Annotated in this window: 23 protein-coding genes and 1 pseudogene; 12 read left to right on the top strand and 12 right to left on the bottom strand. The window is 72.4% G+C overall.

The annotated features are described in order from the left end of the window. Positions 1-48: 48 nt before the first annotated feature. From ABME02_RS08960 to ABME02_RS08970, 3 genes are all read right to left on the bottom strand, one after another. Positions 49-255 (bottom strand): HPP family protein, encoded by a 207-nt coding sequence (locus ABME02_RS08960; RefSeq protein ID WP_353814939.1) that lies wholly within the window; start codon positions 253-255, stop codon positions 49-51. A gap of 93 nt (positions 256-348) precedes the next feature. Next, complete coding sequence (locus ABME02_RS08965; RefSeq protein ID WP_353814940.1) at positions 349-1,362, bottom strand: malate dehydrogenase; 1,014 nt, start codon at positions 1,360-1,362, stop codon at positions 349-351. Positions 1,363-1,386: 24 nt separating this feature from the next. After that, entirely contained in the window at positions 1,387-1,881 is a 495-nt protein-coding gene (locus tag ABME02_RS08970) for a DUF427 domain-containing protein (protein ID WP_353814941.1), read from the bottom strand. Between the two features lie 117 nt (positions 1,882-1,998). On the opposite strand from ABME02_RS08970, the pseudogene pip reads away from it, so the two are divergent. The 3 genes and pseudogenes from pip to ABME02_RS08985 all read left to right on the top strand — a co-directional run. Further along, positions 1,999-2,952: pseudogene (gene pip, locus ABME02_RS08975) on the top strand (prolyl aminopeptidase); the annotation flags it as partial. Between the two features lie 396 nt (positions 2,953-3,348). Next, positions 3,349-4,230 carry a KPN_02809 family neutral zinc metallopeptidase gene (gene ypfJ, locus ABME02_RS08980; protein WP_353814942.1) on the top strand — a complete coding sequence of 294 codons (882 nt, stop codon included), beginning with the start codon at positions 3,349-3,351 and terminating at the stop codon, positions 4,228-4,230. After that, positions 4,230-4,991 (top strand): alpha/beta hydrolase, encoded by a 762-nt coding sequence (locus tag ABME02_RS08985; RefSeq protein ID WP_353814943.1) that lies wholly within the window; start codon positions 4,230-4,232, stop codon positions 4,989-4,991. Before ypfJ ends, ABME02_RS08985 begins: the two co-directional genes overlap by 1 nt. Here the strand turns inward: ABME02_RS08985 and ABME02_RS08990 are convergent. Then, positions 4,922-5,932 (bottom strand): EamA family transporter, encoded by a 1,011-nt coding sequence (locus tag ABME02_RS08990; RefSeq protein WP_353814944.1) that lies wholly within the window; start codon positions 5,930-5,932, stop codon positions 4,922-4,924. The genes ABME02_RS08985 and ABME02_RS08990 overlap by 70 nt on opposite strands. 192 nt (positions 5,933-6,124) lie before the next feature. Here ABME02_RS08990 and ABME02_RS08995 point away from each other — a divergent pair, with 192 nt between their 5' ends. Continuing rightward, positions 6,125-7,168 (top strand): zinc-dependent alcohol dehydrogenase family protein, encoded by a 1,044-nt coding sequence (locus ABME02_RS08995; protein ID WP_353814945.1) that lies wholly within the window; start codon positions 6,125-6,127, stop codon positions 7,166-7,168. Between the two features lie 8 nt (positions 7,169-7,176). On the opposite strand, the gene ABME02_RS09000 is transcribed toward ABME02_RS08995, so the two are convergent. Continuing rightward, positions 7,177-7,560, bottom strand: a complete 384-nt coding sequence (locus ABME02_RS09000) for a DUF7882 family protein (protein ID WP_353814947.1) — start codon at positions 7,558-7,560, stop codon at positions 7,177-7,179. Positions 7,561-7,792: 232 nt separating this feature from the next. Here ABME02_RS09000 and ABME02_RS09005 point away from each other — a divergent pair, with 232 nt between their 5' ends. After that, positions 7,793-8,761, top strand: a complete 969-nt coding sequence (locus tag ABME02_RS09005) for a helix-turn-helix transcriptional regulator (RefSeq protein WP_353814948.1) — start codon at positions 7,793-7,795, stop codon at positions 8,759-8,761. On the opposite strand, the gene ABME02_RS09010 is transcribed toward ABME02_RS09005, so the two are convergent. Then, complete coding sequence (locus ABME02_RS09010) at positions 8,748-9,269, bottom strand: AAA family ATPase (protein ID WP_353814949.1); 522 nt, start codon at positions 9,267-9,269, stop codon at positions 8,748-8,750. The genes ABME02_RS09005 and ABME02_RS09010 overlap by 14 nt on opposite strands. Before the next feature lie 133 nt (positions 9,270-9,402). Between ABME02_RS09010 and ABME02_RS09015 the strand changes: the two genes are divergently transcribed. Then, positions 9,403-9,822: a phage baseplate assembly protein V gene (locus ABME02_RS09015; protein ID WP_353814950.1), complete on the top strand. Its 420-nt coding sequence runs from the start codon at positions 9,403-9,405 to the stop codon at positions 9,820-9,822. 194 nt (positions 9,823-10,016) lie between these two features. Beyond that, a complete protein-coding gene (locus tag ABME02_RS09020) occupies positions 10,017-11,309 on the top strand; it encodes an ATP-binding protein (RefSeq protein WP_353814951.1) in 1,293 nt (430 codons plus the stop codon). Between the two features lie 28 nt (positions 11,310-11,337). Here the strand turns inward: ABME02_RS09020 and ABME02_RS09025 are convergent, their stop codons facing one another. Then, a complete protein-coding gene (locus ABME02_RS09025; protein ID WP_353814952.1) occupies positions 11,338-11,928 on the bottom strand; it encodes a YggT family protein in 591 nt (196 codons plus the stop codon). 182 nt (positions 11,929-12,110) lie between these two features. On the opposite strand from ABME02_RS09025, the gene ABME02_RS09030 reads away from it, so the two are divergent. After that, positions 12,111-13,550: an MFS transporter gene (locus ABME02_RS09030; protein WP_353814953.1), complete on the top strand. Its 1,440-nt coding sequence runs from the start codon at positions 12,111-12,113 to the stop codon at positions 13,548-13,550. A 55-nt stretch (positions 13,551-13,605) separates the two neighbouring features. Here the strand turns inward: ABME02_RS09030 and ABME02_RS09035 are convergent, their stop codons facing one another. Beyond that, positions 13,606-15,885, bottom strand: a complete 2,280-nt coding sequence (locus ABME02_RS09035) for a heavy metal translocating P-type ATPase (protein WP_353814954.1) — start codon at positions 15,883-15,885, stop codon at positions 13,606-13,608. A gap of 64 nt (positions 15,886-15,949) precedes the next feature. Continuing rightward, positions 15,950-17,119: an FAD-dependent oxidoreductase gene (locus ABME02_RS09040; RefSeq protein WP_353814955.1), complete on the bottom strand. Its 1,170-nt coding sequence runs from the start codon at positions 17,117-17,119 to the stop codon at positions 15,950-15,952. Between the two features lie 91 nt (positions 17,120-17,210). On the opposite strand from ABME02_RS09040, the gene ABME02_RS09045 reads away from it, so the two are divergent. The 4 genes from ABME02_RS09045 to ABME02_RS09060 are packed head-to-tail and all read left to right on the top strand — an operon-like array spanning position 17,211 to position 21,016. After that, the gene (locus tag ABME02_RS09045; protein ID WP_155842581.1) at positions 17,211-17,420 is read left to right on the top strand and encodes a heavy-metal-associated domain-containing protein; all 210 of its coding nucleotides are present in this window, start codon (positions 17,211-17,213) and stop codon (positions 17,418-17,420) included. Continuing rightward, complete coding sequence (locus ABME02_RS09050; RefSeq protein WP_353814956.1) at positions 17,401-18,384, top strand: DUF8832 domain-containing protein; 984 nt, start codon at positions 17,401-17,403, stop codon at positions 18,382-18,384. The genes ABME02_RS09045 and ABME02_RS09050 overlap by 20 nt, the downstream gene beginning before the upstream one ends. Positions 18,385-18,413: 29 nt before the next feature. Beyond that, positions 18,414-20,741, top strand: a complete 2,328-nt coding sequence (locus tag ABME02_RS09055; RefSeq protein ID WP_353814957.1) for a heavy metal translocating P-type ATPase — start codon at positions 18,414-18,416, stop codon at positions 20,739-20,741. 26 nt (positions 20,742-20,767) lie between these two features. Continuing rightward, complete coding sequence (locus ABME02_RS09060; protein WP_353814958.1) at positions 20,768-21,016, top strand: hypothetical protein; 249 nt, start codon at positions 20,768-20,770, stop codon at positions 21,014-21,016. Between the two features lie 84 nt (positions 21,017-21,100). Here the strand turns inward: ABME02_RS09060 and ABME02_RS09065 are convergent, their stop codons facing one another. The 3 genes from ABME02_RS09065 to ABME02_RS09075 are packed head-to-tail and all read right to left on the bottom strand — an operon-like array spanning position 21,101 to position 24,040. Further along, entirely contained in the window at positions 21,101-22,108 is a 1,008-nt protein-coding gene (locus ABME02_RS09065) for a LacI family DNA-binding transcriptional regulator (RefSeq protein WP_353814959.1), read from the bottom strand. 26 nt (positions 22,109-22,134) lie between these two features. Next, positions 22,135-23,094, bottom strand: a complete 960-nt coding sequence (gene add / locus ABME02_RS09070) for an adenosine deaminase (protein ID WP_353814960.1) — start codon at positions 23,092-23,094, stop codon at positions 22,135-22,137. Continuing rightward, the gene (locus ABME02_RS09075) at positions 23,087-24,040 is read right to left on the bottom strand and encodes a nucleoside hydrolase (RefSeq protein WP_353814961.1); all 954 of its coding nucleotides are present in this window, start codon (positions 24,038-24,040) and stop codon (positions 23,087-23,089) included. Before ABME02_RS09075 ends, add begins: the two co-directional genes overlap by 8 nt. Between the last annotated feature and the right edge of the window lie 124 nt (positions 24,041-24,164).

Here is a 24,164-nt window from a genome sequence, read left to right on the forward strand (position 1 = left end):
AGACGGGCCGGGCGCGCAGCGCCCGGCCCGTCGTCGTGCGCGGCGGGGTCAGCGCCGAGGGGTGCGCTGCGGGCCCTCGCCGTCCCCGGGCGGCTTCATGATGGCGCCGGCGGCGAGTCCGACCGCGAGTCCCGCGGCGAGCCAGAGCCAGAACCCGGTCCAGAGGCTCACGACGAGTCCGATGATGAGCCCGACGACGAGGCCGACGATGAGCTGGCGTCGACGTGCGGGTGAGAGCGGTTCGCGTGCGGCCATGCTGCCAGCGTAGGCCGTGTCGTCGCACCCGCCCCGCCGGTCCGAGACAGGGCGAGACGGATGCCTCGCGGCGGGCCGCGGCATCCGTCGCCGTCAGATCAGGCCGAGCGCCCGTACGGCCTCGCGCTCGTCGACGAGCTCCGCGACGGACGTGTCGATCCGGGAGCGCGCGAACCCGTCGATGGCGAGTCCCTCGATGACCGACCACGAGCCGCCGTCGGCGACGACTGGGAACGACGAGATCACGCCCTCGGCGACGCCGTACTCGCCGTTCGACCAGATCGCCGCGCTCGTGCGTCCGCGATCGCCGGTGCCGAGGATCCAGTCGCGCATGTGGTCGATGGTCGCGGACGCCGCGGAGGCCACCGACGACGAGCCGCGGACCTCGATGATCTCGGCGCCGCGCTTGGCCACGCGCGGGATGAACTGGTCGGCGAGCCATTCGCGGGCGGCGTCCGTGCCGCCGAGCCTGGCCGCGAGCAGGGCCGGCACCGAGTCGCCGTCGGCGGTCGCGTGCGCGACATCCGGGAACTGGGTCGCCGAGTGGTTTCCCCAGATCGTGACGCCGCGGATGCCGCCGACGGGCGTGTCCACGGCGGCGGACAGCTGCCCGAGCGCGCGGTTGTGGTCGAGGCGCGTGAGCGCCGTGAAGCGTTCGTTCGGCACGTCGGGGGCGTGCGAGGCGGCGATCAACGCGTTCGTGTTGGCCGGGTTCCCGACGACCACGACTCGGACGTTGTCGGCCGCGTGGTCGTTGATCGCCCGACCCTGCGGCCCGAAGATGCCGCCGTTCGCCTCGAGCAGGTCGCCTCGCTCCATGCCCGCGGTGCGCGGTCGCGCACCGACGAGGAGCGCGGCGTTCGCGCCCTCGAACGCGACGGCCGGATCGGCGGTCACCTCGACGTGCGAGAGCAGCGGGAACGCCGAGTCCTGCAGCTCGAGCGCGGCACCCTCGGCGGCCCGGAGGCCCTGCGGGATCTCGAGGAGGTTCAGGCGGACGTGGGTGTCGGGACCGAGCAGGGCGCCCGAGGCGATGCGGAACAGCAGCGCGTAGCCGATCTGCCCCCCGGCGCCGGTGATCGTGATCGTGACCGGTCTGCGGATCATGTGCACGAGCCTACGCCGCGACGCTCACCAGCCCATCGTGCCGGGCTCGCCCTTGACGGGACCCGCCACCATCGACGTGATCCAGCCGCCGTAGAAGCCGCCGGGCTGGGGGAGCACGCGTTCGCCGTCGACGGTGCACGCGTCCATCGGGCCCGCGTAGACGGCGACGCGGTCGCTGAGCGACTCGAACCCCGGCGACGGCGTCGGGTAGTTCCACGCGGCCCGGTGCGCCGTCCGTCCGCCGCCCTGCACGTCGAAGTACCGCGCCGCCCCCTTGAACTCGCAGAACGACGATCCCGCGGCCGGCACGAGCGCACCGGGCGCGAAGGCCGCGACCGGCAGGTAGTAGACGGGCGGATGACTCGTCTCGAGCACGCGCACCACGTCGCGGGTGTCGACGATGCGGTCGCCGCCGAGGTCGATCGCGACCCGCACGTCGACCCGCTCGGCACGCGGCGGGCGCGGGTAGTCCCAGACGGACTCCTGGCCGGGACCGACCGGCTCTCTGATCGGGCGCATGCCCGCACGCTAGGCGGCGACGCTGGGAACGCCCCGACACCGCGCGGGCGCCCTCGGGCGGCGTGCCGCGAGCGCGGCATCCGCTCGTTCGCTAGCGTGAGCGGACAAGGGGGAACGATGAGGGAACTGTATCCGGAGATCGAGCCGCTCGAGACCGGGATGCTCGACGTCGGCGACGGCCAGCACATCTACTGGGAGGTGTCGGGCAACCGCGACGGCAAGCCGGTCGTCTTCCTCCACGGCGGCCCCGGCGGCGGCACGTCCCCGGCGCACCGGCGCCTGTTCGACCCCGCGAAGTACCGGATCGTGCTGTTCGACCAGCGCGGGTGCGGTCTCTCGATCCCGCACGCGTCCGAACCCGGGGCGGTGCTGTCGGCCAACACGACCTGGCATCTCATCGCCGACATGGAGCGGCTGCGCGCCCACCTCGGCATCGACCGCTGGCAGGTGCTCGGCGGCTCATGGGGGAGCGCGCTCGCCCTCGCCTACGCCGAGACCCACCCCGAGCGCGTCACCGAGATCGTGCTGCGCGGCATCTTCACGCTCCGCAGGCAGGAACTCGACTGGTTCTACGAGGGCGGCGCGTCGGCGATCTTCCCCGACCTGTGGGAGGACTTCCTCGCGCCCGTCCCGATCGGCGAGCGCGTGCACCTCATCGAGGCCTACCACCGGCTCCTGACCGACCCGGACCCGGCGGTGCACCAGCCGGCCGCGATCGCCTGGTCGCGGTGGGAGTCCTCGACCATCACGCTGCTGCCGCAGGCCGACACCATCGCGCGGTTCACCTCGCCCGAGTACGCCACGGCCTTCGCACGCATCGAGAACCACTACTTCCGGCACGGCGGCTGGTGGGACGAGGGCCAGCTGATCCGCGACGCGCATCGACTGCGCGACATCCCGGCCGTCATCATCCAGGGCCGCTACGACATGTGCACGCCCGTGATGACCGCGTGGGACCTCCACCGTGCCTGGCCCGAGGCGGACTTCCGGATCATCGACGACGCGGGACACGCGTTCGACGAGCCCGGGATCCTCGACGCGCTCATCAGCGCGACGGACCGATTCGCGGCCGACGCCGCCCCTTCGGCGGTCTTCCCGGACGCGGAGGACGACGGCGTCGTGGACGGCGATGTCGACGACGAGGGGCCTCGGGAGCCCGAGGCGGAGACCGAGCCCTCCGACGACGCCCGCGCCGAGGATGGCGCGGAGTCGGACGAGGACTCGGATGAGGGCGCCGACCGCATCGACGATGACGAGGACTCGGACGATGACGAGGACTCGGACGACGAAGACGACGAGGACGCGGACGACGATGCGGACGACGATGACGACGATGGCGATGATGACGACGACGATGAAGACGACTGACCTCGGATCCGCCCCGCGATGCGGCACACGAGCGTAGCCCCCGTCGGCGACGAACGAAAGGCGGATGGCTCCGACGATGACGCGCGGTAGTTTCGTGCCATGACGTTCAACCCCAAGGCCGACATCGGCGGCGGCAAGACCTCGCGCCGCGGACGCAACACCGGCATCGCCGTCGGCGGCGGGCTCGGCGTGCTCGCGCTCGTACTGGTCGGGTCGTTCCTCGGCGTCGACCTGACCGGGCTCCTCGGCGGCGGCACCGGCGGCGGCACGACGAGCGAGGACTCCTCCCTCGAGCAGTGCCAGACCGGGCAGGATGCGAACGAGCAGATCGACTGCCGCATGAAGGGTGCGGATGCGTCCCTCGACGCGTACTGGTCGGAGGTGTCGTCGAGCATCGGCGTGGACTACGTGCGGCCGCAGGGCTTCGTGCTCTTCAGCGAGGCGGTCGCGACTGGCTGCGGCAACGCGTCCTCGTCGACCGGCCCGTTCTACTGCCCGCCGGACCAGACCATCTACATCGACACGTCGTTCTACGACCAGCTCGAGCAGCGGTTCGGCGCGGAGGGCGGACCGCTCGCCGAGATGTACGTCGTCGCGCACGAGTACGGTCACCACATCCAGAACATCGCGGGCGTGCTCGAGTCGACACGAGACGGAGAGACCGGTCCGACCTCGAACGCGGTGCGCGTGGAGTTGCAGGCCGACTGCTTCGCCGGCGCCTGGGCCGGCGCCGCGGCGACCACCGAGGACGCCAACGGCGAGACCTTCCTGCGGCCGATCTCCCCGGACGAGTACCAGCAGGCCATCGACGCCGCGGCCGCGGTGGGCGACGACCGCATCCAGGAGGCGACGCAGGGCCAGGTCACCCCGCACACCTTCTCGCACGGCACGAGCGAGCAGCGCGTGCGCTGGTTCGCGACCGGGTACGAGGAGGGCGTCGGCGCCTGCAACACGTTCCAAGTCGACGGGTCGCAGCTCTGATGCGGCGCGCCGTCGCGGCCGTCGCGGGGATCGTCGCGATCCTGGGGCTCGCGGTGGTCGCGTTCCTCGTCTGGGCCAACATCCTGTTCCAGGGCGAGCGTGAGCCGTCGCTCGACGCCTGGCGCTCCGACTTCGTGGAGATCAGCCGGACGGACGAGGGGTTCCTCATCGAGCCGACCTCCGGCGATTCCGACACCGGCCTCGTCTTCATCCCCGGCGCGAAGGTGGAGCCGAGCGCCTACCTCTACAAGCTGTCCGGCATCGTCGAGGAGACCGGGATGACGGTCGTCATCACGCATCCCACGCTGAACCTCGCGTTCTTCGATACGCGCCCCCTGTCGGCCTTCACCGACGACGCACCGGAGGTCGCGCAGTGGTTCGTCGGCGGGCACTCCCTCGGCGGGGTGCGGGCGTGCCAGTTGGCCGAGGGGTCGGACGGCGCCGCGGGTGGCCCGCGCGTCGTCGGGCTCGTGCTCTTCGGCAGCTACTGCGCGAACGACCTGTCGGGCACCGAGCTCGACGTGCTCTCGCTGGTCGGGGAGCACGACGGGCTGAGCACGCCGGAAAAGGTCGCGAGCGCGGCGGACCTGTTGCCCGCCGGGGCCGAGAGCGTGCTCCTCGAGGGCGCCAACCACGCGGCGTTCGGCGATTACGGTCCGCAGCCCGGCGACGGCGTCGCAACGGCCGACCGTCAGGCGGTTCGCGACGACATGGCGTCCGCGGTCGCCGGATTCCTCGCGGACCGCGGCGTCGCCGAGTGACCTGATCGGCCGAGCGACCGGCGCGGCATCCGTCGGCTGCTCGAGGCGGCGAGGAGCACGATGCCTGAGGCGAGCACGGCGAGCCCGAGCACGGCGGTCGCGGGCAGGCGCTCCTGGAGCAGGATCACGCCGAGGAGCGTCGCGGTCAGCGGCTCGGCGAGGGTCAGCGTCGACACGGTGGCCGGGGTGAGCCGCTTCAGGCCCGCGCCGAAGAGCAGGTACGCGGCCGTGGTCGTCACGAGGCCCAGCCAGAGTGCCATGGCGAGCCCCGCTCCGGTCGCGAGCCAGGTCGTGTCGGTCGCGAGGAGCACCGGCAGGCTGGCGGCGGCGGCGACGCCGAACATCGCGCCCATGCCGGCAGACGAGGTCCAGCCGCGGTCGAGCAACGACTTGCCGGCCAGAGTGTAGACGGCGTACGAGGCGCCCGCGCCGACGGATGCCGCGACCCCGAGCGGGTCCAGGGAGCTCGGCCCGGTGCCGCTCGCCGATGCGAGCACCGCGACTCCGATGGTCGCGAGCGCGGTCGCGACGACCCAGGTCCCCCCGGGGAACCGGCGGCGGAGGGCCCAGTCGAGCACGCCGGTGATGACCGGGGCCGAGCCGAGCGCGACGACCGTGCCGACCGCGACGCCGTTGGCCGCGGTGCCGGCGAAGAACGCCGGCTGGTAGGCCAGGACGCCGGCCGCGCCCACCGTCACGGCGACCCAGGCCGGAAGGCGGGGAGCGCGGCCACCGGACGCCGAGGCGACGGATGTCCCGGTCGCGCCCCCCCGGCGTCCGGCGACGTGCAGGGCGAACGCGACCGCCGCGAGGGCGCCGCCGCCGATCAGGATGCGCGCCGCCCCGACGGAGGCCGGATCGGCGGCCGGCCCGAGCGCCTGCGCGGTGCCGGTCGTGCCGAAGCACACGGCGGCGGCGAGCACGAGCAGGACGGAGCGCATGGGGAAGATTGTTACACAATCTGAGCATCGTGGGAAGCCGCCGGGCCCCCGGCGGCCGTGGGAGCCTCCGCTGCCGATAGGATTCCGGGGGTCGCCTCGCCGCGGCATCCGTCTTGTCATCGCCGAGGGGGCGCGCGACCCGGCGAACGGTGCCGCAGGGCCGGCGGCCGGCCACCACCCGGAGGAGGACCTGTGCGCGCCGTCATGTACCGCGGATTCGGCGATGAACCCGAACTCGTCGAGGTCGACCGTCCGGCGTGCCCGCCGCGCGGCGCCGTCGTGCGCGTGCGCGCGACGGGACTCTGCCGCAGCGACTGGCACGGCTGGATGGGCCACGACGCCGGCATCGAGCTGCCGCACGTCCCCGGCCACGAGTTCGCCGGCGAGATCGCCGAGCTCGGGTCGGACGTCGCGGATGCCTCGGGCTGGGCCGTCGGCGACCGGGTGACCGCGCCGTTCATCTGCGCCTGCGGGCGCTGCGCCGAATGCCTGGCGGGAAACGAGCAGGTGTGCGACGCGCAGCGCCAGCCCGGCTTCACGCATTGGGGCTCGTTCGCCGAGTACGTCGTCGTCGACGAGGCCGAGCTCAACCTGATCCGCCTGCCCGACTCGCTCGGGTTCGTCGAGGCCGCCTCCCTCGGGTGCCGCTTCGCGACCGCGTACCGCGCGATCATCACCCGCGGCCGACTGCACCCCGGCGAGCAGGTGGCCGTGCACGGATGCGGCGGGGTCGGCCTGTCGGCGATCATGATCGCCGTCGCCGCCGGCGTCCCGGTCTACGGCGTGGACGTCTCCGACGCCGCGCTCGCCGCGGCCGCCGAGCTCGGCGCGACCCCGATCCGGGGCGGCGACGGCGCCGCCGACCGCGTGCGCGAGGCGAGCGGGGGCGGCGTCGACCTGTCGGTCGATGCGTTCGGCAGCCCGGCGACCTCGTTCGCGTCGGTGCGGAGCCTGCGCAAGCGCGGCCGCCACGTGCAGATCGGGCTCATGCTGGCCGACGACGCCACCGCGGCCATGCCCATGGACGCGGTCATCGACGGCGAACTCGAGATCCTCGGCAGTCACGGCATGGCGGCGCATGAGTACCCCGACATGCTGGGCGCCGTCGCGTCGGAGGCGTTCCGCCCGATCGAGCTCGTGGGCCGCACGATCGCGCTCGATGCGGTGCCCGAGGCCCTCGCGGCGATGGGCCGGGCCGGTGGGACCGGCTCGGGGATGACGGTCGTCGAGCTGTAACCGCCCGATCAGGCGACGTCGGGCAGCGGCGCGGGCCGCGGCCGGCGCGCCGGTCGCGTCGTCGGCGTCGCCGGGCGCCTCCGGGGGATCGACCGCTCGTCGGGTTCGGCGCCGGGCTCGGGCGCGACCACGAGCCCGTCGCGGGAGGCCGCGACGTCCGCCAGCAGTTCCAGCCAGGCGCGGTTGATCGCGGGTCGGCGCCGGTCGGCGTACCGGAACTCCAGCGCCACGGACGGGCCGAGCCACAGGCCGACCTCGCGGCCGTCGACCGTCGCGGTGAAGGCGAAGTGCTCGCGGCGCCTGAGCTTGGCGAGGATCACGACCTGCAGGTGCGCGAGCGTGCGGTCGTCCATGGGGATCGACAGGCGGCTGTCGTACACGAGGGTACCCATCTCGGCCGGACTCCTTCCGACGATGCGGGGCGGGGATTCGCGAGCGGCGCAGATCCTCGACGATTCCCCCTCCGTCGAGTCCGTGCACCGCCCGCGCTCCGAAGGTACGCCCGCCCCGCCCCGCCGGAGGGTCCTCGCCGCGAACTCTTCCGAATCCGGATATCGCCCGGCGGGAAGCGGCGACGTACACTTGGCCATCCGGCATTCCTCGACGCCGGCGCAAGGGAGTTCCATGGACGGACTCGCCCGGTCCGCGATCGACACGCGCGACCCCGAAGCGGCTCGTCGCGCGTTCGAGCCCATGGTGCCGCGCCTCGCGTTCGGGCGTGCCGACCCGGCGGAGTTCCGGGTGCGCCTTCGGTTCGACGCGGCACCCTCGTTCACCGTCATCGAGTACGGCTTCGCGGCGCCCGCGGCATCGGTCGCCGGGACCGACGACGTCGTCGTCATCTCGGCCAAGGGCCGGCGGTTCGACCTGAGCCACGGGCGGGCCGTCGTCGACACCTCGCTCCCGTACCTCCAAGCACCCGAGGGACTCGCCGCGCGATGGGAGTCGGTCACCGCTCGCGCGATCATGCTCGACCGCGAGGGCGTCGCTGCGGTCGCACGTTCGATCACCGGTGACCCGGAGGCCGAGCCGGGCTTCACCGGCGTCGCGCCGCGGTCCGCCGACCTCGGACGGCACTGGGAGCACGTCGCGCACCGCGTGCGGTCAGCGATGCTCGCCGTACCGGAGGCGTTCGCCGAGCCGATCGTCGCGAGCGCCGCGTTCAATCGGCTCGCCGTCGCCTACGTCCACGCGTTCCAGGTCGTGAAGTTCGACCCCGACGGTCGGCAGCGCCGCGTCGGCCCGCGTTCCGCGGTCGTCCGGGCGGCGCTCGAGCACATGCACGCCCACGCCGCCGAACCGATCACCGTGCAGGGCATCGCCGACGCCGTGCACGTCTCCGCGCGAGGGCTGCACACGGCGTTCGTCGTCGAGTTCGGGCGGTCGCCGTCGGAGCACCTCCGAGCGATCCGCCTCGCAGGGGTGCGCGACGAACTGCGCTTCGCGCCGCCCGCGGAGGGCATCGCCGCGGTCGCACGACGGTGGGGGTTCGTGCACCTCTCGCGGTTCGCCGAGTCGTACGCCCGGGAGTTCGGCGAGCTGCCTTCGGAGACGTCCGGGGCTCGGCGGCTCCCGCGCGCTACAGCCGCCTGAGGATGAACTCCACTCGCTCCTCGGGCGGCAGCACCGGGACGCGGACGACCGGGATCGGCAAGGACAGGTAGACCTCCAGCAGGAGGTCGTGGATGCGGCGCTGGTCCGCGGCATCCTCGGTCCTGGCGTAGTCGCGGTGCAGCGGCAGCAGGTCCATCACGAAGACCTTGCGGTAGCGGACGTGCACGAGCGCCTCGAGCAGGGCGGGGTCGGGCTCGAGGCCGAGCAGGCGGTAGTACGCGAGCGAGTCGGGGATCGCCCGGTCGAGGAAGACGACCTCCTCCGGATCGAGCTCGGCCTCCTGCGCGAGCTGGAGTTCCAGCACGTTCCGCTGGAACTCCTCCTGCCTCGATCGCGTCTCCTCGACCGAGTGCCCGCCGAGTCGCTGCAGGTCGATGTAGTGCCGGCTCTCCTCGATCGTGGTGCGATAGCCGCGTTGCCGAAGGAGGTCGACCGTCGTGGTCTTGCCCGAACTCGGGCCGCCCGTGATCACGTACCAGTGGGTCACCGTGCCCCCTCGCCCCCGCCGTGAGGGGATCGTACCGCCGGGCGACGGGTGATTGCCGCGTCCTCGCCACCGGAGTAGCATCGCGCCGGGCCGAGCGGACGCCGGTTTCGGGGGACCGGAGACGGGGGGCCGGATGGGCGGGCCGTACTGGGGGAAGTACCGGGGCACGTGCGTCGGGGTGCTCGATCCGCAGCAGATGGGTCGGATCCAGGTGTCCGTGCCGGCCGTGCTCGGTGAGGTCGAGATGCCGTGGGCGATGCCGTGCCTGCCGACGGCGGGCGCCGGCGGCATCGCCTGGATCCCATCCGTGGGAGCCCGCGTGTGGGTGGAGTTCGAAGGCGGCGATCCGACCCGTCCGATCTGGGTGGGCGGATGGTTCGAGCCGTCCGGTGCGGATGGGCTCCGACCCGGGGACGTCCGCATCAGGGCCGCGACCGGGGCCGTCGTCACCCTCTCCGAGAGCGGGATCGTCATCGACGACGGTCGAGGTGCGATCATCACCCTCTCCGGTGCGACCGTCGACGTCAATCGCGGCGGACTGACGGTCACCTGAGGCGGCGCCCGATGACCGATCCGATGGTCGGCGACCCGTCGGGCGCCGCCCCGTCCGTGGTCGTCCGAGGCGATCGGGCGCGCGTCGGGTGACCGCGACCTGCGGCGTCACGGGATTCCGCCGCCGACCGACGCCGCCGTACGCTGGCGTGACGGCGACGACGCCGGAGACGCATCGGCGGGAGGGACGGGCGGATGACCGGATGGCGGATTCGGGAGTTCCATCGGGATGACCTCGACGGCATCCTCCACCTCTGGGAGCACGCGACGGACTCGCCGATCGAGCCCGTCTACGGCCTGAGCGAGGTCCTCGCCTCGTGCGAGAAGGACGACGCGCTGGTCGCCGTGCACGGGGAGGAGGTCGTCGGCGCGGTCGTCGGCCGCGCAGCGCACAACCAGGGCTGGATCGTCTTCCTCGCGACCACCCCGGAGTGGCGCGGGCGGGGGATCGGCACGGCGCTGCTCGCCGCGCTCGAGAAGAAGATGGAGCCGCACGGGCTCGGCAAGCTCTCGGCACTCGTGCCCGAGGCGGAGGAGACGCGGGTCGACGCGTTCCGGCGCCAGGGCTTCGAACTCCGGCAGCACCTCCGCTACTACGAGCGGCGCATCCCGGTGCAGCGCGAGGAGCTCAGCTCGCTCGCCGAACTCGGCGGGCGCATCCTGCCGCGCGACCTCTGGGAGGGCGTGGCGGGCATGCGGCGCGAGAAGGAGATCCTCGAGCAGCGTCTCGTGATGCCGCTCGCCGAGCCCGACCTCGCCGAGCGCTTCGGCGTGGTGCCGCCGCGCGCCGTGGTGTTGTTCGGCCCGCCCGGAACGGGCAAGACGACCTTCGCGAAGGCCATCGCCTCGCGGCTGGAGTGGTCGTTCGTCGAGGTGTTCCCGTCGCGGCTCGCGGCCGATCCGGGAGGACTGGCGGGCGCGCTGCGCGAGACGTTCACGAAGATCGCCGAGCTCGAGCACGCGGTCGTGTTCATCGACGAGGTCGAGGAGATCGCGGCGCAGCGCTCCGGCGAACCGCCCTCGCCGCTGCAGGGCGTCACGAACGAGCTGCTGAAGATCATCCCGGCGTTCCGCGAGCAGCCGGGCCGGCTGCTGGTCTGCGCCACGAACTTCATCCGTGCGCTCGACAGCGCGTTCCTGCGCCACGGCCGATTCGACTACGTCATCCCGATCGGCCTGCCGGACGTCACGGCGCGGACCGCGATCTGGCAGCGCTACGTGCCGGAGACCGTGGCCGACGACGTCGACCTCGGCAGGCTCGTCGAGCGCACCGCCGGGTTCTCGCCCGCCGACATCGAGTTCGCCGCGCGCAGCGCATCGCAGCGCGCGTTCGAGGCCGCACTCTCGGGTGGGACGGATGGCGCGTCCGAGCGCCCCGGGCCGACGACCGAGGACTACCTGGAGGCGATCGCCGGCACGCGGACGACGGTCTCACCCGAGACGACGGCCGCGTTCCTCGAGGACATCGAGGCGCTCGCGCGCGTCTAGGCGCGCGCTCGGCGCGGCGGGCACCCGCTCAGTAGGGCGACACCGATCCCGGTGGGGGAGTCGGACCGTTCGGCGGCATGCCCGGCGCTGCGCCCGGGGGCGGCGGATGGCCCGCTCCGCCGGTCGGGACCTGACCGGCGGGGTAGCCGCCGACGATGGCCTGCGCGCCCGACGGGGTCGTGCCGACGCCCTGCGCGCGCAGGGCGCGCTGCGCCTGCTCGGCGCGCGCCATCCGGTCCATCTCCTCGCGGTGCTGGCGCTCGGACCGTTCGATCCGCCGGCCGATCGCGGCGACCCCGGCGCCGATCCCACCCGCGATCAGGGCGTAGATGATGATCGCGAAGAGCGCAGAGACGTCGAGGTACCCGCCGTCGGAGAGGTCGCGCGTCGGGAAGATGTCGCGGAAGGGATGCAGGTAGGCGTCGGAGACGCGGTAGACGAACGCCGCGAATCCGGCATCGGGGTTCGCGGCGAAGAGCAGCAGGAACACGCGGAGCGAGAGCGCGATGACGCCGATGAGCACCCAGAGGTAGAGGATCCACGTCGCGATCTTCAGCAGCCGCAGGTACCAGGGCGGCTTCCACTCGGTCTCGGCGGCGGTGGTGTCGGTGCGGCTCATCGGGGTCCCCCTTCCCCTCGCACCTCGCGAGGCGACCCGCCCAGCCAATCGCGTCGGTCGCGTGCGACGCAAGGGACGTGGGTCCCGCGAACTGCCTCGATGATGCCGCGGGGAAATACCCCTCAGGGGTATGTGGTTGGATACTCCAGAGGGGTATCGCGCCCCGGAAGGAGAACACGATCATGTCCCACCCACCAGCGGCCACGGCACGACGCCGATGGCTCGGGCTCTCGCTCATCGCCGCAGCCCAGTTCGTCGTCATCATGGACACGTCGATCATCGGCGTGGCCCTCCCGGAGATGCAGGCCGAGCTCGGCTTCACGCCGGAGTCCCTGTCGTGGGTGTTCAACGCCTACGTGGTCGCGTTCGGCGGCCTCCTCCTGCTCGGCGGTCGGCTCTCCGACCTGTTCGGCGCCCGACGCGTGTTCCTCGCCGGGTGGGGCATCCTCGCGCTCGGCTCGGTGCTCGCCGGTGCGGCGACCGGCGTCGGCATGGAGATCGCCGGTCGCGCCGTCCAGGGTGCGGGCGCCGCACTGATCGCCCCCGCCGCGCTCAGCCTGCTGATGGCGCTCTTCGGCGGAACGCCGCAGCTGCCGAAGGCGTTCGCCGTGTACGGCGCCGCGGCCCCGCTGGGCGGCACCGCCGGCGTCTTCCTCGGCGGCGTGCTCACCGAGTACACGAGCTGGCCGTGGGTGTTCTACGTCACCGTCCCGATCGCCCTCGCCGTGATCCTCCTCGCACCGAGCGCGCTGCCGCGCGTTCCCGGCCAGCGCGGTTCCGTCGACGTGCTCGGCGCCGTGACCGGCACCGCCGGCCTCGCCGCCCTGGTCTACGGCATCGTGCGCGCACCGGAGACCGGGTGGGCCTCCGCCGAAGTGCTCATCGCACTCGCGGCAGGCGTCATCCTGCTCGGCCTGTTCTTCGTCGTGCAGCGTTCCGCCGGGCAGCCGCTGCTGCGCCTCGGGATCTTCCGCACGCCGCAGCTCGGCGCCGCCAACACGGCCCAGCTGCTGCTCGGGGCCGCGTGGGTGCCGATGTGGTTCTTCCTGAACCTCTACCTGCAGCAGGTGCTCGGAGCGAGCTCATTCGCCGCGGGTGCGGCGCTCCTGCCGATGACCGTGCTCATCGTGATCGGCATGACCACGGTCGCCCCGCGACTCCTGGCGCGCTTCGGTGCGAAGTCGCTCATCATCGCCGGGTTCGCGTTCCTCGCGGCCGGCCTCGTCTGGCTCGGGTTCGTCCGACCCGACGGGAACTACGTCGTGGACGTGCTCCCCGCGTCGCTCGTCGCCGCGTTCGGCATGGCGCTCGCGTTCATCCCGTCGCTCGGCACCGCGATCGGCGTGGCCCGGCCCGAGGAGACCGGCGTCGCCTCGGGGCTCGTGAACACGAGCTACCAGATCGGCTCCGCGGTGGGCCTGGCCGCGGTGACGGCGCTCAGCTCCGCCGTCGTCGGGACCGGCGCCGGGCCCGCGGCGCTGACCTCGGGGTACTCGGCGGCCTTCATCGGCGCCGCGGCCATCGCGGTCGTCGGCGGACTCATCGCCGCCGTCACGCTGCGCACCACGCGGGCCGGCGAGGCCGAGGCCGTCAGCGACGAGCAGGTCCCGGTCGGCGCCTGACGTCCGATCGGGCGAGGCGGAGGCGCGGGCCGTGCGGCCCGCGCCTCCGTCGCGTTCACTGGTGGGCGTGCACCGGCTCGTCCTCGACGCGTGCCGCGCGGTCGCCGAGGAGCTCGCGGGCGCTCGTCTCGGGGCGGAGGTCGAGGCGGCGCAGCAGCTGTGCGTTCCCCGCGACGATGATGGTCGACAGCGACATCAGGATGGCGCCGACCGACATCGGCAGCACGAACCCGATCGGGGCGAGCACGCCGGCGGCGAGCGGCACCGAGATCAGGTTGTAGCCGGCCGCCCACCACAGGTTCTGCTTCATCTTGCGGTAGCTCGCCCGGGAGAGCTCGATCACCGACAGCACCGAACGGGGGTCGTCGCTGGCGAGGATGACGCCGGCCGACGCGATCGCGACATCCGTGCCCGCACCGATCGCGATGCCGACATCCGCCTGCGCCAGCGCGGGCGCGTCGTTCACGCCGTCGCCGACCATCGCGACCCTGCGCCCCTCGCGCTGCAGCTCCTGGACCTTCGCCGACTTGTCCTCGGGGCGCACGCCGGCGAAGTACCGGTCGATGCCGAGCTCGGATGCCACGGACCGGGCGACCGCGTCGGCGTCGCCGGTGATCATGACGACCTCCAGGCCGAGCTCGTGCAATGCGTCGACCGCGTCACGGGACTCGTCGCGGATCGCGTCGGCGAGCTTCAGTGCGCCGATCACGGACCCGTTCTCGATCACGTGCAGGATGATCGCACCGTCGGCGCGCCACTCGTCGGCGACGCCGAGTTCGTCGACGCCCTCCTCGGCGAGGAGGTGCGGTCCGCCGACGCGGATCGTGTCGCCGCCGACGCGCGCCGTGACGCCGACCGCCGGCGCGGAGTCGAAGTCCGTCGCCGCGGCGGGATCGAGTCCGCGCTCGGCCGCGGAGCCGACGATCGCACGGGCGAGCGGGTGCTCCGAGTCCATCTCGGCGGAGGCGGCCAGCGAGAGCACCTGCTCGGGGTCGCGCCCGGCCGCCGGCTCGATCGCGATCACGGTCGGCTGCCCCTTGGTGAGGGTGCCGGTCTTGTCGAAGAGGACGCTCGTCACGGTCCGCATGCTCTCGAGCGCGAGCCGGTCCTTGATCAGGACCCCGCCACGCGCGGCGCGTTCCGTGGCGATCGAGACGACGAGCGGGATGGCGAGGCCGAGGGCGTGCGGGCAGGCGATGACGAGGACCGTGATCGTGCGGACGACGGCTTCGTCGGGGAGCCCGATCAGGCTCCACACGATCGCGGTCAGCACGCCCGCGCCCAGGGCGAACCAGAACAGCCAGGCGGCCGCGCGGTCCGCGATCCGCTGGGCCCTCGAGGTGGAGTTCTGCGCGTCCGCCACGAGGCGACGGATGCCGGCGAGCGCCGTGTCCTCGCCGACGGCCGTGATCTCGACGCGGATGCCCGAGTCCGTGGCGACCGTGCCGGCCACCACCTGGTCGCCGTCTCCGCGACGCACGGTCCTCGACTCGCCCGTGATCATGGACTCGTCCATGCTCGCCGAGCCGGCGACGACCCTGCCGTCCGCCGGCACGCGTCCGCCGGGACGGACGACGACGATGTCGCCCACCCGGAGTTCGGAGGGATCGACCGTGACGGTCGTGTCGCCCTCGACGCGCTCGGCCTCGTCGGGCAGCAGGGCCGCGAGCGAGTCCAGTGCGGAGGTCGTCTGCGCGAGCGAGCGCATCTCGAGCCAGTGCCCGAGGAGCATGATCACGATCAGGAGGGCGAGCTCCCACCAGAAGTCCAGCTCGTGGTCGAGCAGCCCGAGCGTCGCGCCCCAGCTCGCGATGAACGCCACCGTGATCGCGAGGCCGATCAGGAGCATCATGCCGGGCTTGAGCGCGCGGAGCTCGCTCACGGCGCCGGTCAGGAAGGGGCGACCGCCCCACACGTACATGACGGTGCCGAGGACCGGCGAGATCCACCCGGGCCAGCCCTGCTCGGGCAGCTCGTAGCCGATGATCATGGCGAACATCGGCGAGAAGGCGACGACGGGAACCGCGAGGAGGAGGTTGATCCAGAAGAGCCTGCGGAACTGGACGACGTGGTCGCCGTGGCCGGCGTGGCCCATGTGACCGGCGTGGCCGGCATGCGCGTCGTGCTCGGCATGCTCAGCGTGGCCGGCATCCTCTGCGTGTACTGGGTGGTCGCTCTCGCCGTGTGCGTCATGATCGCCGTGGGACCCGTGCATCTGCATCGCGGGACTCGCGGCATCCGCCTCGTGATGGCGGTGGGCGTGGCCGCCGTGCTCGTCGTGTTCGTGCCCGGCCGGAGTCGTCGAGTTCGGGTGGTTCCGCGCGTGCTCGTCCATCGTCTCGCCCTTCCGCATCGCCAGGCGACCGGCGATCGCCGTTCGTCGGCGCCAGCACGAGCGATTATACCCCTGCGGGGTACAGCGACACCGAGCCGCGGAGGTCCCGGCTCGCCGAGGTCGCGAGCTCGCGCACGACGAGCGGGGCGTCGAGGCCTGCGACCGCGGTGACGCGTCCGAGATGACGTCCGACGCCCACGGCCGCGTCCGCGTCGTGTCGCGACCACTCCGTTCGGCGGGTTGCGACGCCCCATGCGGTGAGCATCGAACCGTGGATCCGGCTGGAGTACCCGGACTCGAACCGGTATTCGCCCGGATCGGCCTCTCCGAGGAGGTCATGCAGGATCGAGCGGGCGGCGTGGGCCCCCTGGGCCGCCGCATCATCCCAGTGGTCGACGCGGACGGCCATGCCGTGCGTGAGGATCGATGCGACGCCACCGGCGGCGTAGACCCCGCGGAGCCCGGTCCGCAGTCGGGCGTCCACGGTGATCGCGCCCCGGTCGGAACCGGACGCCGGGCGATTCGGGAGCGTGCCGTGCGCCACGATGGCGGCATCGGCCTCGAGTGTCTCGCCGTCGGACAGCTCGACGACGGCACGGCTCGGACGGCTCGAGGCGCGGATGGCCCTCTGCCCGGTGCGGATCAGGATGCGATCGCGATGCCGCCTGAGCAGTTCCGATGCGACGCTCGGCCCGAGGTGATCGCGGAGGGGCAGGGGCGACCGGGCGACGAGCGTCACGTCGACTCCGGTGTCGGCCAGCAGTGATGCGGTCTCCGAGCCGATGAGGCCGGCGCCGAGGATCACGATGCGCCCTCCGCCCTGCGGGAGGAGGCTGCGGACTCCTTCCGCATCGTCAGCCGTGTGCAGCGACAGGATCCGCTCGGAGGGAGCGCCGGCTTCCGCTTCGAACGACGCCGGACGAGGCATGCTGCCGGATGCGATCACGACGGCGGTGGGCGCGAGCCTGCCGCCGGAGCGCAGGCGGACCGTGCCGTCCTCCTCGATCGCCTCCACCTCCTCCTGCAGCAGCTCGGTACCCGTCGGGACCGGTCGGCTCACCTGCTCGCGCGTCAGGAGCCCGGTGAGCACGCCCTTGTTCACCAGCGTGCGGTTGGTCGGCCCGGCGGGGTCGACGATCGTCACCCGTCCCGGCCAGCCGGATCGCGTCAGCGTGTCTGCTGCCGACCAGCCGGCGGCGCCGGCCCCGACGATCACTACGTGTTCCGAGGACATGTCCACCTCCGTGTGTGCGGAATACCCCGGTGGGGTATATGGTTGTCCAGCATACCTCAATACCCCTACCCCGTATCGAAAGGATGAGGCGATGAGCGTGTACGAGTACCAGGTGAGCGGGATGACCTGCGGGCACTGCGAGCTGTCCGTACGTGAAGAGGTCTCCGGGATCGCCGGTGTGCGGAGCGTCGACGTGTCGGCCGTGACCGGCCGCCTGGTCGTGGGCTCCGACACCGAGCTCGACCACCGGGCCGTGATCGATGCCGTTCAGGAGGCCGGCTATGTCGCGCAGCCGCGGTGAGATGAGCCCCGCCCTCCGGCTCGGCCTCTTCGGAGCGGGTGTCGCCGCGGTCTTCGGCGTCGCGATCGCCGCGGGCCCCCTGATCGTGCCGCCCGATCGCGTCGCCGCATGGGCGGAGCAGAGTGAGGACCGCGCGACGTCGCACGGCGGAGCGCACGAGGCGCCCGAGGGCGAGCCCGTGTCGCACGAGGTCCCCGGCCTGTCGATCGAGGCCGACGGGTACCGCTTGGCCGACCTGCACGCGCCCGCAGAGGCGGGCAGTGCCGAGTCGCTGCACTTCCGCATCCTCGACGCCGAGGGCGACGCGCTGACGAGCTTCGACGAGACGCACGAACGGCCCCTGCACCTGATCGTGGTGCGCTCAGACGGGGCGCAGTTCCGCCACGTGCACCCCGAGCTCGAGGACGACGGGCACTGGAGCATCCCCTGGGAATGGGAGGCCGCGGGAACGTACCGTCTCTTCGCGGACTTCCGTCCCACCGGACACGACGAGACGCTCACGCTCACGACCACCGCGAACGTGAACGGCCTCGTGACCGCGACCGACGCGCCCGCGCCGGGCTCCCGGGTCGCCGAGGCCGGGCCGTTCACGGTCGAGCTCACCGGCGACCTCGCCGCCGGTGCGGAGGCCGAACTCGAGTTCACCGTCCAGCGGGACGGACGACCGGTGACCACCATCGAGCCCTACCTGGGCGCGGCGGGGCACCTCGTCATGCTCCGGGCGGGCGACCTCGGGTACCTCCACGCCCACCCCCTCGACGAGGCCGAGAGCGCCGGCGCATCCGAGCTCGGTCCCGACATCCGCTTCGCCGCCACACCGCCCACCGCGGGCGACTACCTGCTCTACGTCGACTTCAAGGTCGACGGGCAGGCGCACACCGCCGCCTTCGCCGTCGATGCCGCGCTCGCCGCAGCCGAGGCAGGCGCGCACGCCGACGGCGGCGAGCACGCCGACGGTCACTGAGACGACGTGACCGACGAAAGGAACCACAGATGAACGACAGCACCCAGCAGGCGGCACCGCCCACCGACGTGATCGAACTCGACATCGGCGGAATGACCTGCGCGTCCTGCGCGATGCGGATCGAGCGCAAGCTGAACAAGCTCGACGGTGTCACTGCGACCGTCAACTACGCGACCGAGAAGGCTCGCGTCGAGGTCCCGCCGGGCGTCACCACCGACGTCGTGATCGCGGAGATCCGGAAGACCGGCTACGCCGCCGAGGCCCCGACCCCGCCGACCGCGAAGCGGGCCGACGCCGACGGCGCCGACGAGGTCGAGGACGGCGAGTTGCGCACGCTCCGGCATCGGCTGATCGGGTCGGTCGTGCTCTCCCTCCCCGTCATCCTGATGGCGATGATCCCGCTCCTGCAGTTCCCGTACTGGCAGTGGCTGTCGCTGGCCCTCGCCGCGCCGGTCATCGTGTGGGCGGCGTGGCCGTTCCACCGGGCCGCTGCGGTGAACCTGCGACACGGCGCCGCGACGATGGACACGCTGGTCTCGGTCGGCACGTCCGCCGCGCTGCTCTGGTCGGTGTACGCCCTGTTCTTCGGTACCGCGGGCACCCCGGGCATGACGCATGCGTTCGAGCTGACCGTGGCGCCGACCGACGGCGCCGCGAACATCTACCTCGAGGTCGCCGCCGGCGTGACCATGTTCGTGCTCGGCGGCCGCTACTTCGAGAAGCGGTCGAAGCGCACTGCCGGCGCCGCCCTGCGCGCCCTGCTCCAGCTCGGGGCGAAGGACGTCGCCGTGGTGAAGGACGGCCGCGAGGAGCGGATCCCGATCGAGCGGCTCAGCGTCGGCGACGAGTTCGTCGTGCGCCCGGGCGAGAAGATCGCGACCGACGGCGTGATCGTCGAGGGTCGCAGCGCCGTCGACCAGTCGATGCTGACCGGGGAGTCGGTGCCGATCGAGGTGACCATGGGCGATCCGGTGGTCGGCGCGACCGTCAACGCCGGCGGCCGGCTCGTCGTGCGCGCCACGCGCGTGGGGTCCGACACCCAGCTGGCGCAGATGGCGAAGCTCGTCGAGGACGCCCAGTCCGGCAAGGCGCAGGTCCAGCGCCTGGCCGACCGGATCTCCGGGGTGTTCGTCCCGATCGTGCTCGCCCTGACCGCCGCGACGCTCGGCGTCTGGCTCGGCGCCGGATTCCCGGCGGCCGCCGCGTTCACCGCGGCCGTCGCGGTGCTGATCATCGCCTGCCCGTGCGCGCTCGGTCTCGCGACGCCGACGGCGCTGCTCGTCGGCACGGGCCGCGGCGCGCAGCTCGGCATCCTGATCAAGGGGCCCGAGGTGCTCGAGTCGACCCGGAAGGTCGACACCGTGGTGCTCGACAAGACCGGAACCGTGACGACGGGTCGGATGACCCTGCTCGCGGTGCACGCGGGGGCGGGCGAGAGCGAGGCCGACGTGCTCCGCATCGCCGGAGCCCTCGAGGATGCGTCGGAGCACCCGATCGCGCAGGCGATCGCCGCGGGCGCCACGGCCCGCGTCGGCGAGCTCGCCGCAGTCGAGTCGTTCGAGAACCACGAGGGCCGGGGCGTCCACGGCATCGTCGACGGGCACCTGACGGTCGTCGGCCGCGAGTCGCTGCTCGGCGACTGGGCCGTCGACGTGCCGGCGGACCTCCGTGCGGCGAAGGCCGACGCCGAGTCCGCAGGGCAGACGGCGGTCCTGGTCGCGTGGGACGGCGTCGCGCGCGGCGTGCTCGTGGTCGCCGACCGCGTCAAGGACACCAGCCGCGACGCGATCGCGGAGCTGCGCCGCCTCGGCCTCACGCCCGTGCTGCTGACCGGCGACAATGCCACGGTCGCACGGCACGTCGCCGACGAGGTCGGGATCGACGAGGTCATCGCCGACGTCCTGCCGGTCGACAAGGTCGCCGTGGTGCGCGACCTGCAGGCATCGGGCAAGGTCGTCGCGATGGTCGGCGACGGCGTCAACGACGCCGCGGCCCTCGCGCAGGCCGACCTCGGCCTGGCGATGGGGACCGGCACCGACGCGGCGATCGAGGCAGCCGACATCACGCTCGTCCGCGGCGACCTCCGGGCCGTCGGCGACGCCATCCGGCTCTCGCGTCGCACCCTCGGGACGATCAAGACCAACCTGTTCTGGGCGTTCGCCTACAACGTGGCTGCGATCCCCCTGGCCGCGCTCGGCCTGCTCAACCCGATGCTCGCCGGCGCAGCGATGGCGTTCTCCAGCGTCTTCGTCGTCAGCAACAGCCTCCGCCAGCGGACCTTCCGCTCGCGGACCATCGGCGCCTCGCGCGCCACCACCACCGCGACCGCACCGGCGCGGGAACTCGAGACCGCGTGATCCACGCGACCTGAAAGGACACATCCATGAGTGCACACTGTTGCAGCACCGGCGACGCCCGCGGGCACGCCGTGAAGCCCGCCGAGGCGACCGACCTGCTCCGGGGCGGCGATGACCTGGCCGAATGCCCGGTCATGCCCGGGAGCATGGTCGTGAAGGCGGATGCCGAGCAGGCCGGCCTGTTCCGCGACCACGACGGACAGCGCTACTGGTTCTGCTGCGCCGCCTGCGGCCCGCTCTTCGACGCCGAGCCGGCGAAGTACGCGGTCGCCTGACCGAGGTCCGCCGGGGCCGGCCGTTCGGCCGGTCCCGGCGGCCGTGTGCCACCAGTCGGCATGGCGTGTCCGGCGACCTGCCCGCTATGCGGGCTCAGCCCGCGACGGCGAGGCACCCATCCCGTTGACCGCACAGCCGCAGCTCTCTCGAGCCACGAGGACGCCCCGAGTCTCCGCGCCGGTGAGCGTGCCGTCGACCACCGCGGCGACGGCACGCTCGGCCATGTCCTCGATCGGCTGGCGGACGACGCTGAGGGCGGGGACGGTGCAGTCGGTGCCCCAGGTGCCGTCCAGGCTGATGACGGCGAGGTCCTCCGGCACGCGGATGCCGCGGATGTGCGCGCCGGACAGGATGCCGATCGCCTGCTCATCAGTGGCCACGATGATGGCCGGCTCGAGCGCCTGCTCGTCCATGGCGACCAGGACGTCGCGTGTCTCGGCGCGCGAGTACCCCGACCGGTGCGGGTCGCGACCGCCCGCCGTGAGTTCCGACCACGTCGCCAGTCGCCGGCCCGCCGGACCTCGATCATCAGGACCGGCCCAGAAGCCGATGCGTTCATGCCCGTGACGGTCGCGCAGGTGCTCGAACGCGAGCACGACCGCATGTTCGTCGTCTGCCGCGACGAAGGGTCCGGGCGCGCCCTCAGGGCGATAGTGCGCGAAGACGATCCGCTTCGATGACTGCGTGAGATCCACCTCGAGCGCTCGGCCCTCCCATGGCACCATGACGAGACCGTCGATCTGCGCACCCAGGAGCGAGCGGAGCGCTTGTTCGTCGGTCATGCCGGCGGGACCGGGATGGCTGATCAACGGCGTCGCCCCGCGCGAGCCGATCGCTGCGATGAGTGCGCGGTCGAGCTGGGCGAAGTACGGGTTCGACGAGTCCGGCGAGATCACGCCGATGAACCCGGAATGCGATGCCCGGAGCGCTCGGGCGATCCGGTTCGGGCGGTATCCGAGTTCCGCGGCTGCGGCGAGCACGCGGCGGCGGGCGTCATCCGACACTCCCCGCGGGCCGTCGTTGAACACGTAGCTCACGACAGCGGTCGACGTGCCGGCCCGTTTCGCGACATCGATGATGGTGACGGCCACGGTACCTCCCGGTGATCGCTTCGATCCTAGGAAGCCGCGGCGCCCCGCTCCACGAAGGCCGCGCGTTCGGCGTTCGACTGCACCGCTCCCCAGTCGTCCTCGGTCCACCCGAAGGTGCGCTCGAGCAGCGCCCGTTCGGACGCGAGGGTCACGTCGGAGGCCGTGCGCGCATCGCAGGAGACGGTGACCGGGACGCCGGCCGCTCGCAAGCGGTCGATCGGATGCTCCGCGAGGCTCGAAACGGCGTTCGTCTGGACGTTGGAGGTGGGGCACACCTCCAGGGCGATGACGTCCGTAGCCAGTCGGTGGAGCAGCCGTGCGTCGGATACGCTGCGAACGCCGTGCCCGATGCGCTCGGCGCCCAGTTCGTCCACTGCGTCCCAGACGCTGCGCGGGCCGTCCGCCTCCCCCGCGTGAACGGTGATGCGGAGACCGGCGTCGCGCGCGGCGCGGAACGCGGGCGCGTGCGGCAGCAGCGAGACGCCGGCTTCGGGACCGGCGACATCGACCCCGACCACCGCGTCGTGGGAAGCGGCTGCCTCGACGACGCTCCAGGTCGCCTCGGCGCTCGAAGGACGTAGCGTGCAGAGGATCAGACGCGTGGCCACGCCCGTGTCGGCGGCGCCGGCGCGGAGTCCGGAGGCCACGGCGTCGGTGATTGCCGCGAGGTCGAGTCCCCTCCGCCGATGGAGGTTCGGGGCGAACCGCGCTTCGCCGTGGCGCACCCCGTCCGCGTGCCAGTCCTCGACCAGCTCGTACGCCGCGCGATACAGCGCCTCCGGGGTCTGGAGCACGTCGAGCGCGACGTCGATCGCGCTGATGTACTCGACCAAGGACGTGCAGGAGGGCCGGACCCGCGAGATGACGTCGGCCGGCCCGGGAAGGTCGATCCCCTGTTCGCGAGCGAGCGCCGCGATGGTCTCCGGGCGGACCGATCCATCGAGGTGGCAGTGCAACTCGGTCGCGGCGTGATCCTGCTCAGGCACCGACGCCCACCGCCTCGGCCTCGCGCACGAACAGCCGCAGGAGTTGGTGCTTGAGTGCCTCCGGTCGCACGGCAGTCACGACCGTGACGTTCGGCGTCCGAAGCGGGAGCCGATGGTCGGCATAGGTCTGGCCGCGGGTCGATCCGTCGGTGGAGACGGCGACGTGGACCAGCTCGGACTCCACCACGATCGACGGATCGATCGCCACCGCCATCGCGAGCGGATCCGGCAGATCGTAGCCGTCGATCCCGGTCACGTCTCGACCCCAGTCGCGAACGGCCCGGTTGATGTCGGAGAGGAACTCGCCGAACCGACCGGTCGCACGCAACTCGGCCTCGTCGTCGTCGGTGATGACCGCGTACTTCCGCGACGCGTCCCATCCGACCATGTACTTGTCGCCCGGCGCTTCGAACACGATGCTCGCCGCCTCCGGATCGGCCCAGGCGTTGAACTCGCCAGTGGGGGCGATGTTCCCCCTCGCGTCCGCGGCGCCGATCATCATGGTGACCCGGGTGAATCGCGTCAACAGTTCGGGTTCGATCAGGAGCGCGGCCGCCACGTTCGTCAGCGGACCGAGCGTGACGAGCTCGTGCATCCCCGGCTCCTCGCGGCCCAGTCGCAGCAGCGCCTCGACCGCATGCTCGGACTGCGGCACGGTGACCGGCGAGTGGAGCGGAGCCCCGCTCATGCCGTCCTCGCCATGCACATGCTGGGCGGTCTCGAGTGCACGGAGCAGCGGCTTCGCGCACCCCGGGTGGACCGGCACATCCGAGGCGCCGCCGAGTTCGAGCGTCAGCAACGCGTTGCGGGTGGCAGTTTCGAGCGGGACGTTGCCCGCCACCGTGGTCACGGCCCGGATCTCGACGGCCGGATGCAGGATCGCCTGCAGGAGCGCCACGGCGTCGTCCGACGCGGTGTCGGAGTCGATGACGATGCTTCGATTCACTTCTGGGTCTCCATTTCGTTCGTCGGGTCAGGCTTTGATGTAGGGCTTGCCGGCTGCGGCGGGTCCGCGGACCTTGCCGACGAATCCGGCGACGGCGAGGATCGTGACGACGTAGGGCAGCATG

The organism is Agromyces zhanjiangensis, from assembly GCF_040496055.1.
GTDB lineage: Bacteria > Actinomycetota > Actinomycetes > Actinomycetales > Microbacteriaceae > Agromyces > Agromyces zhanjiangensis.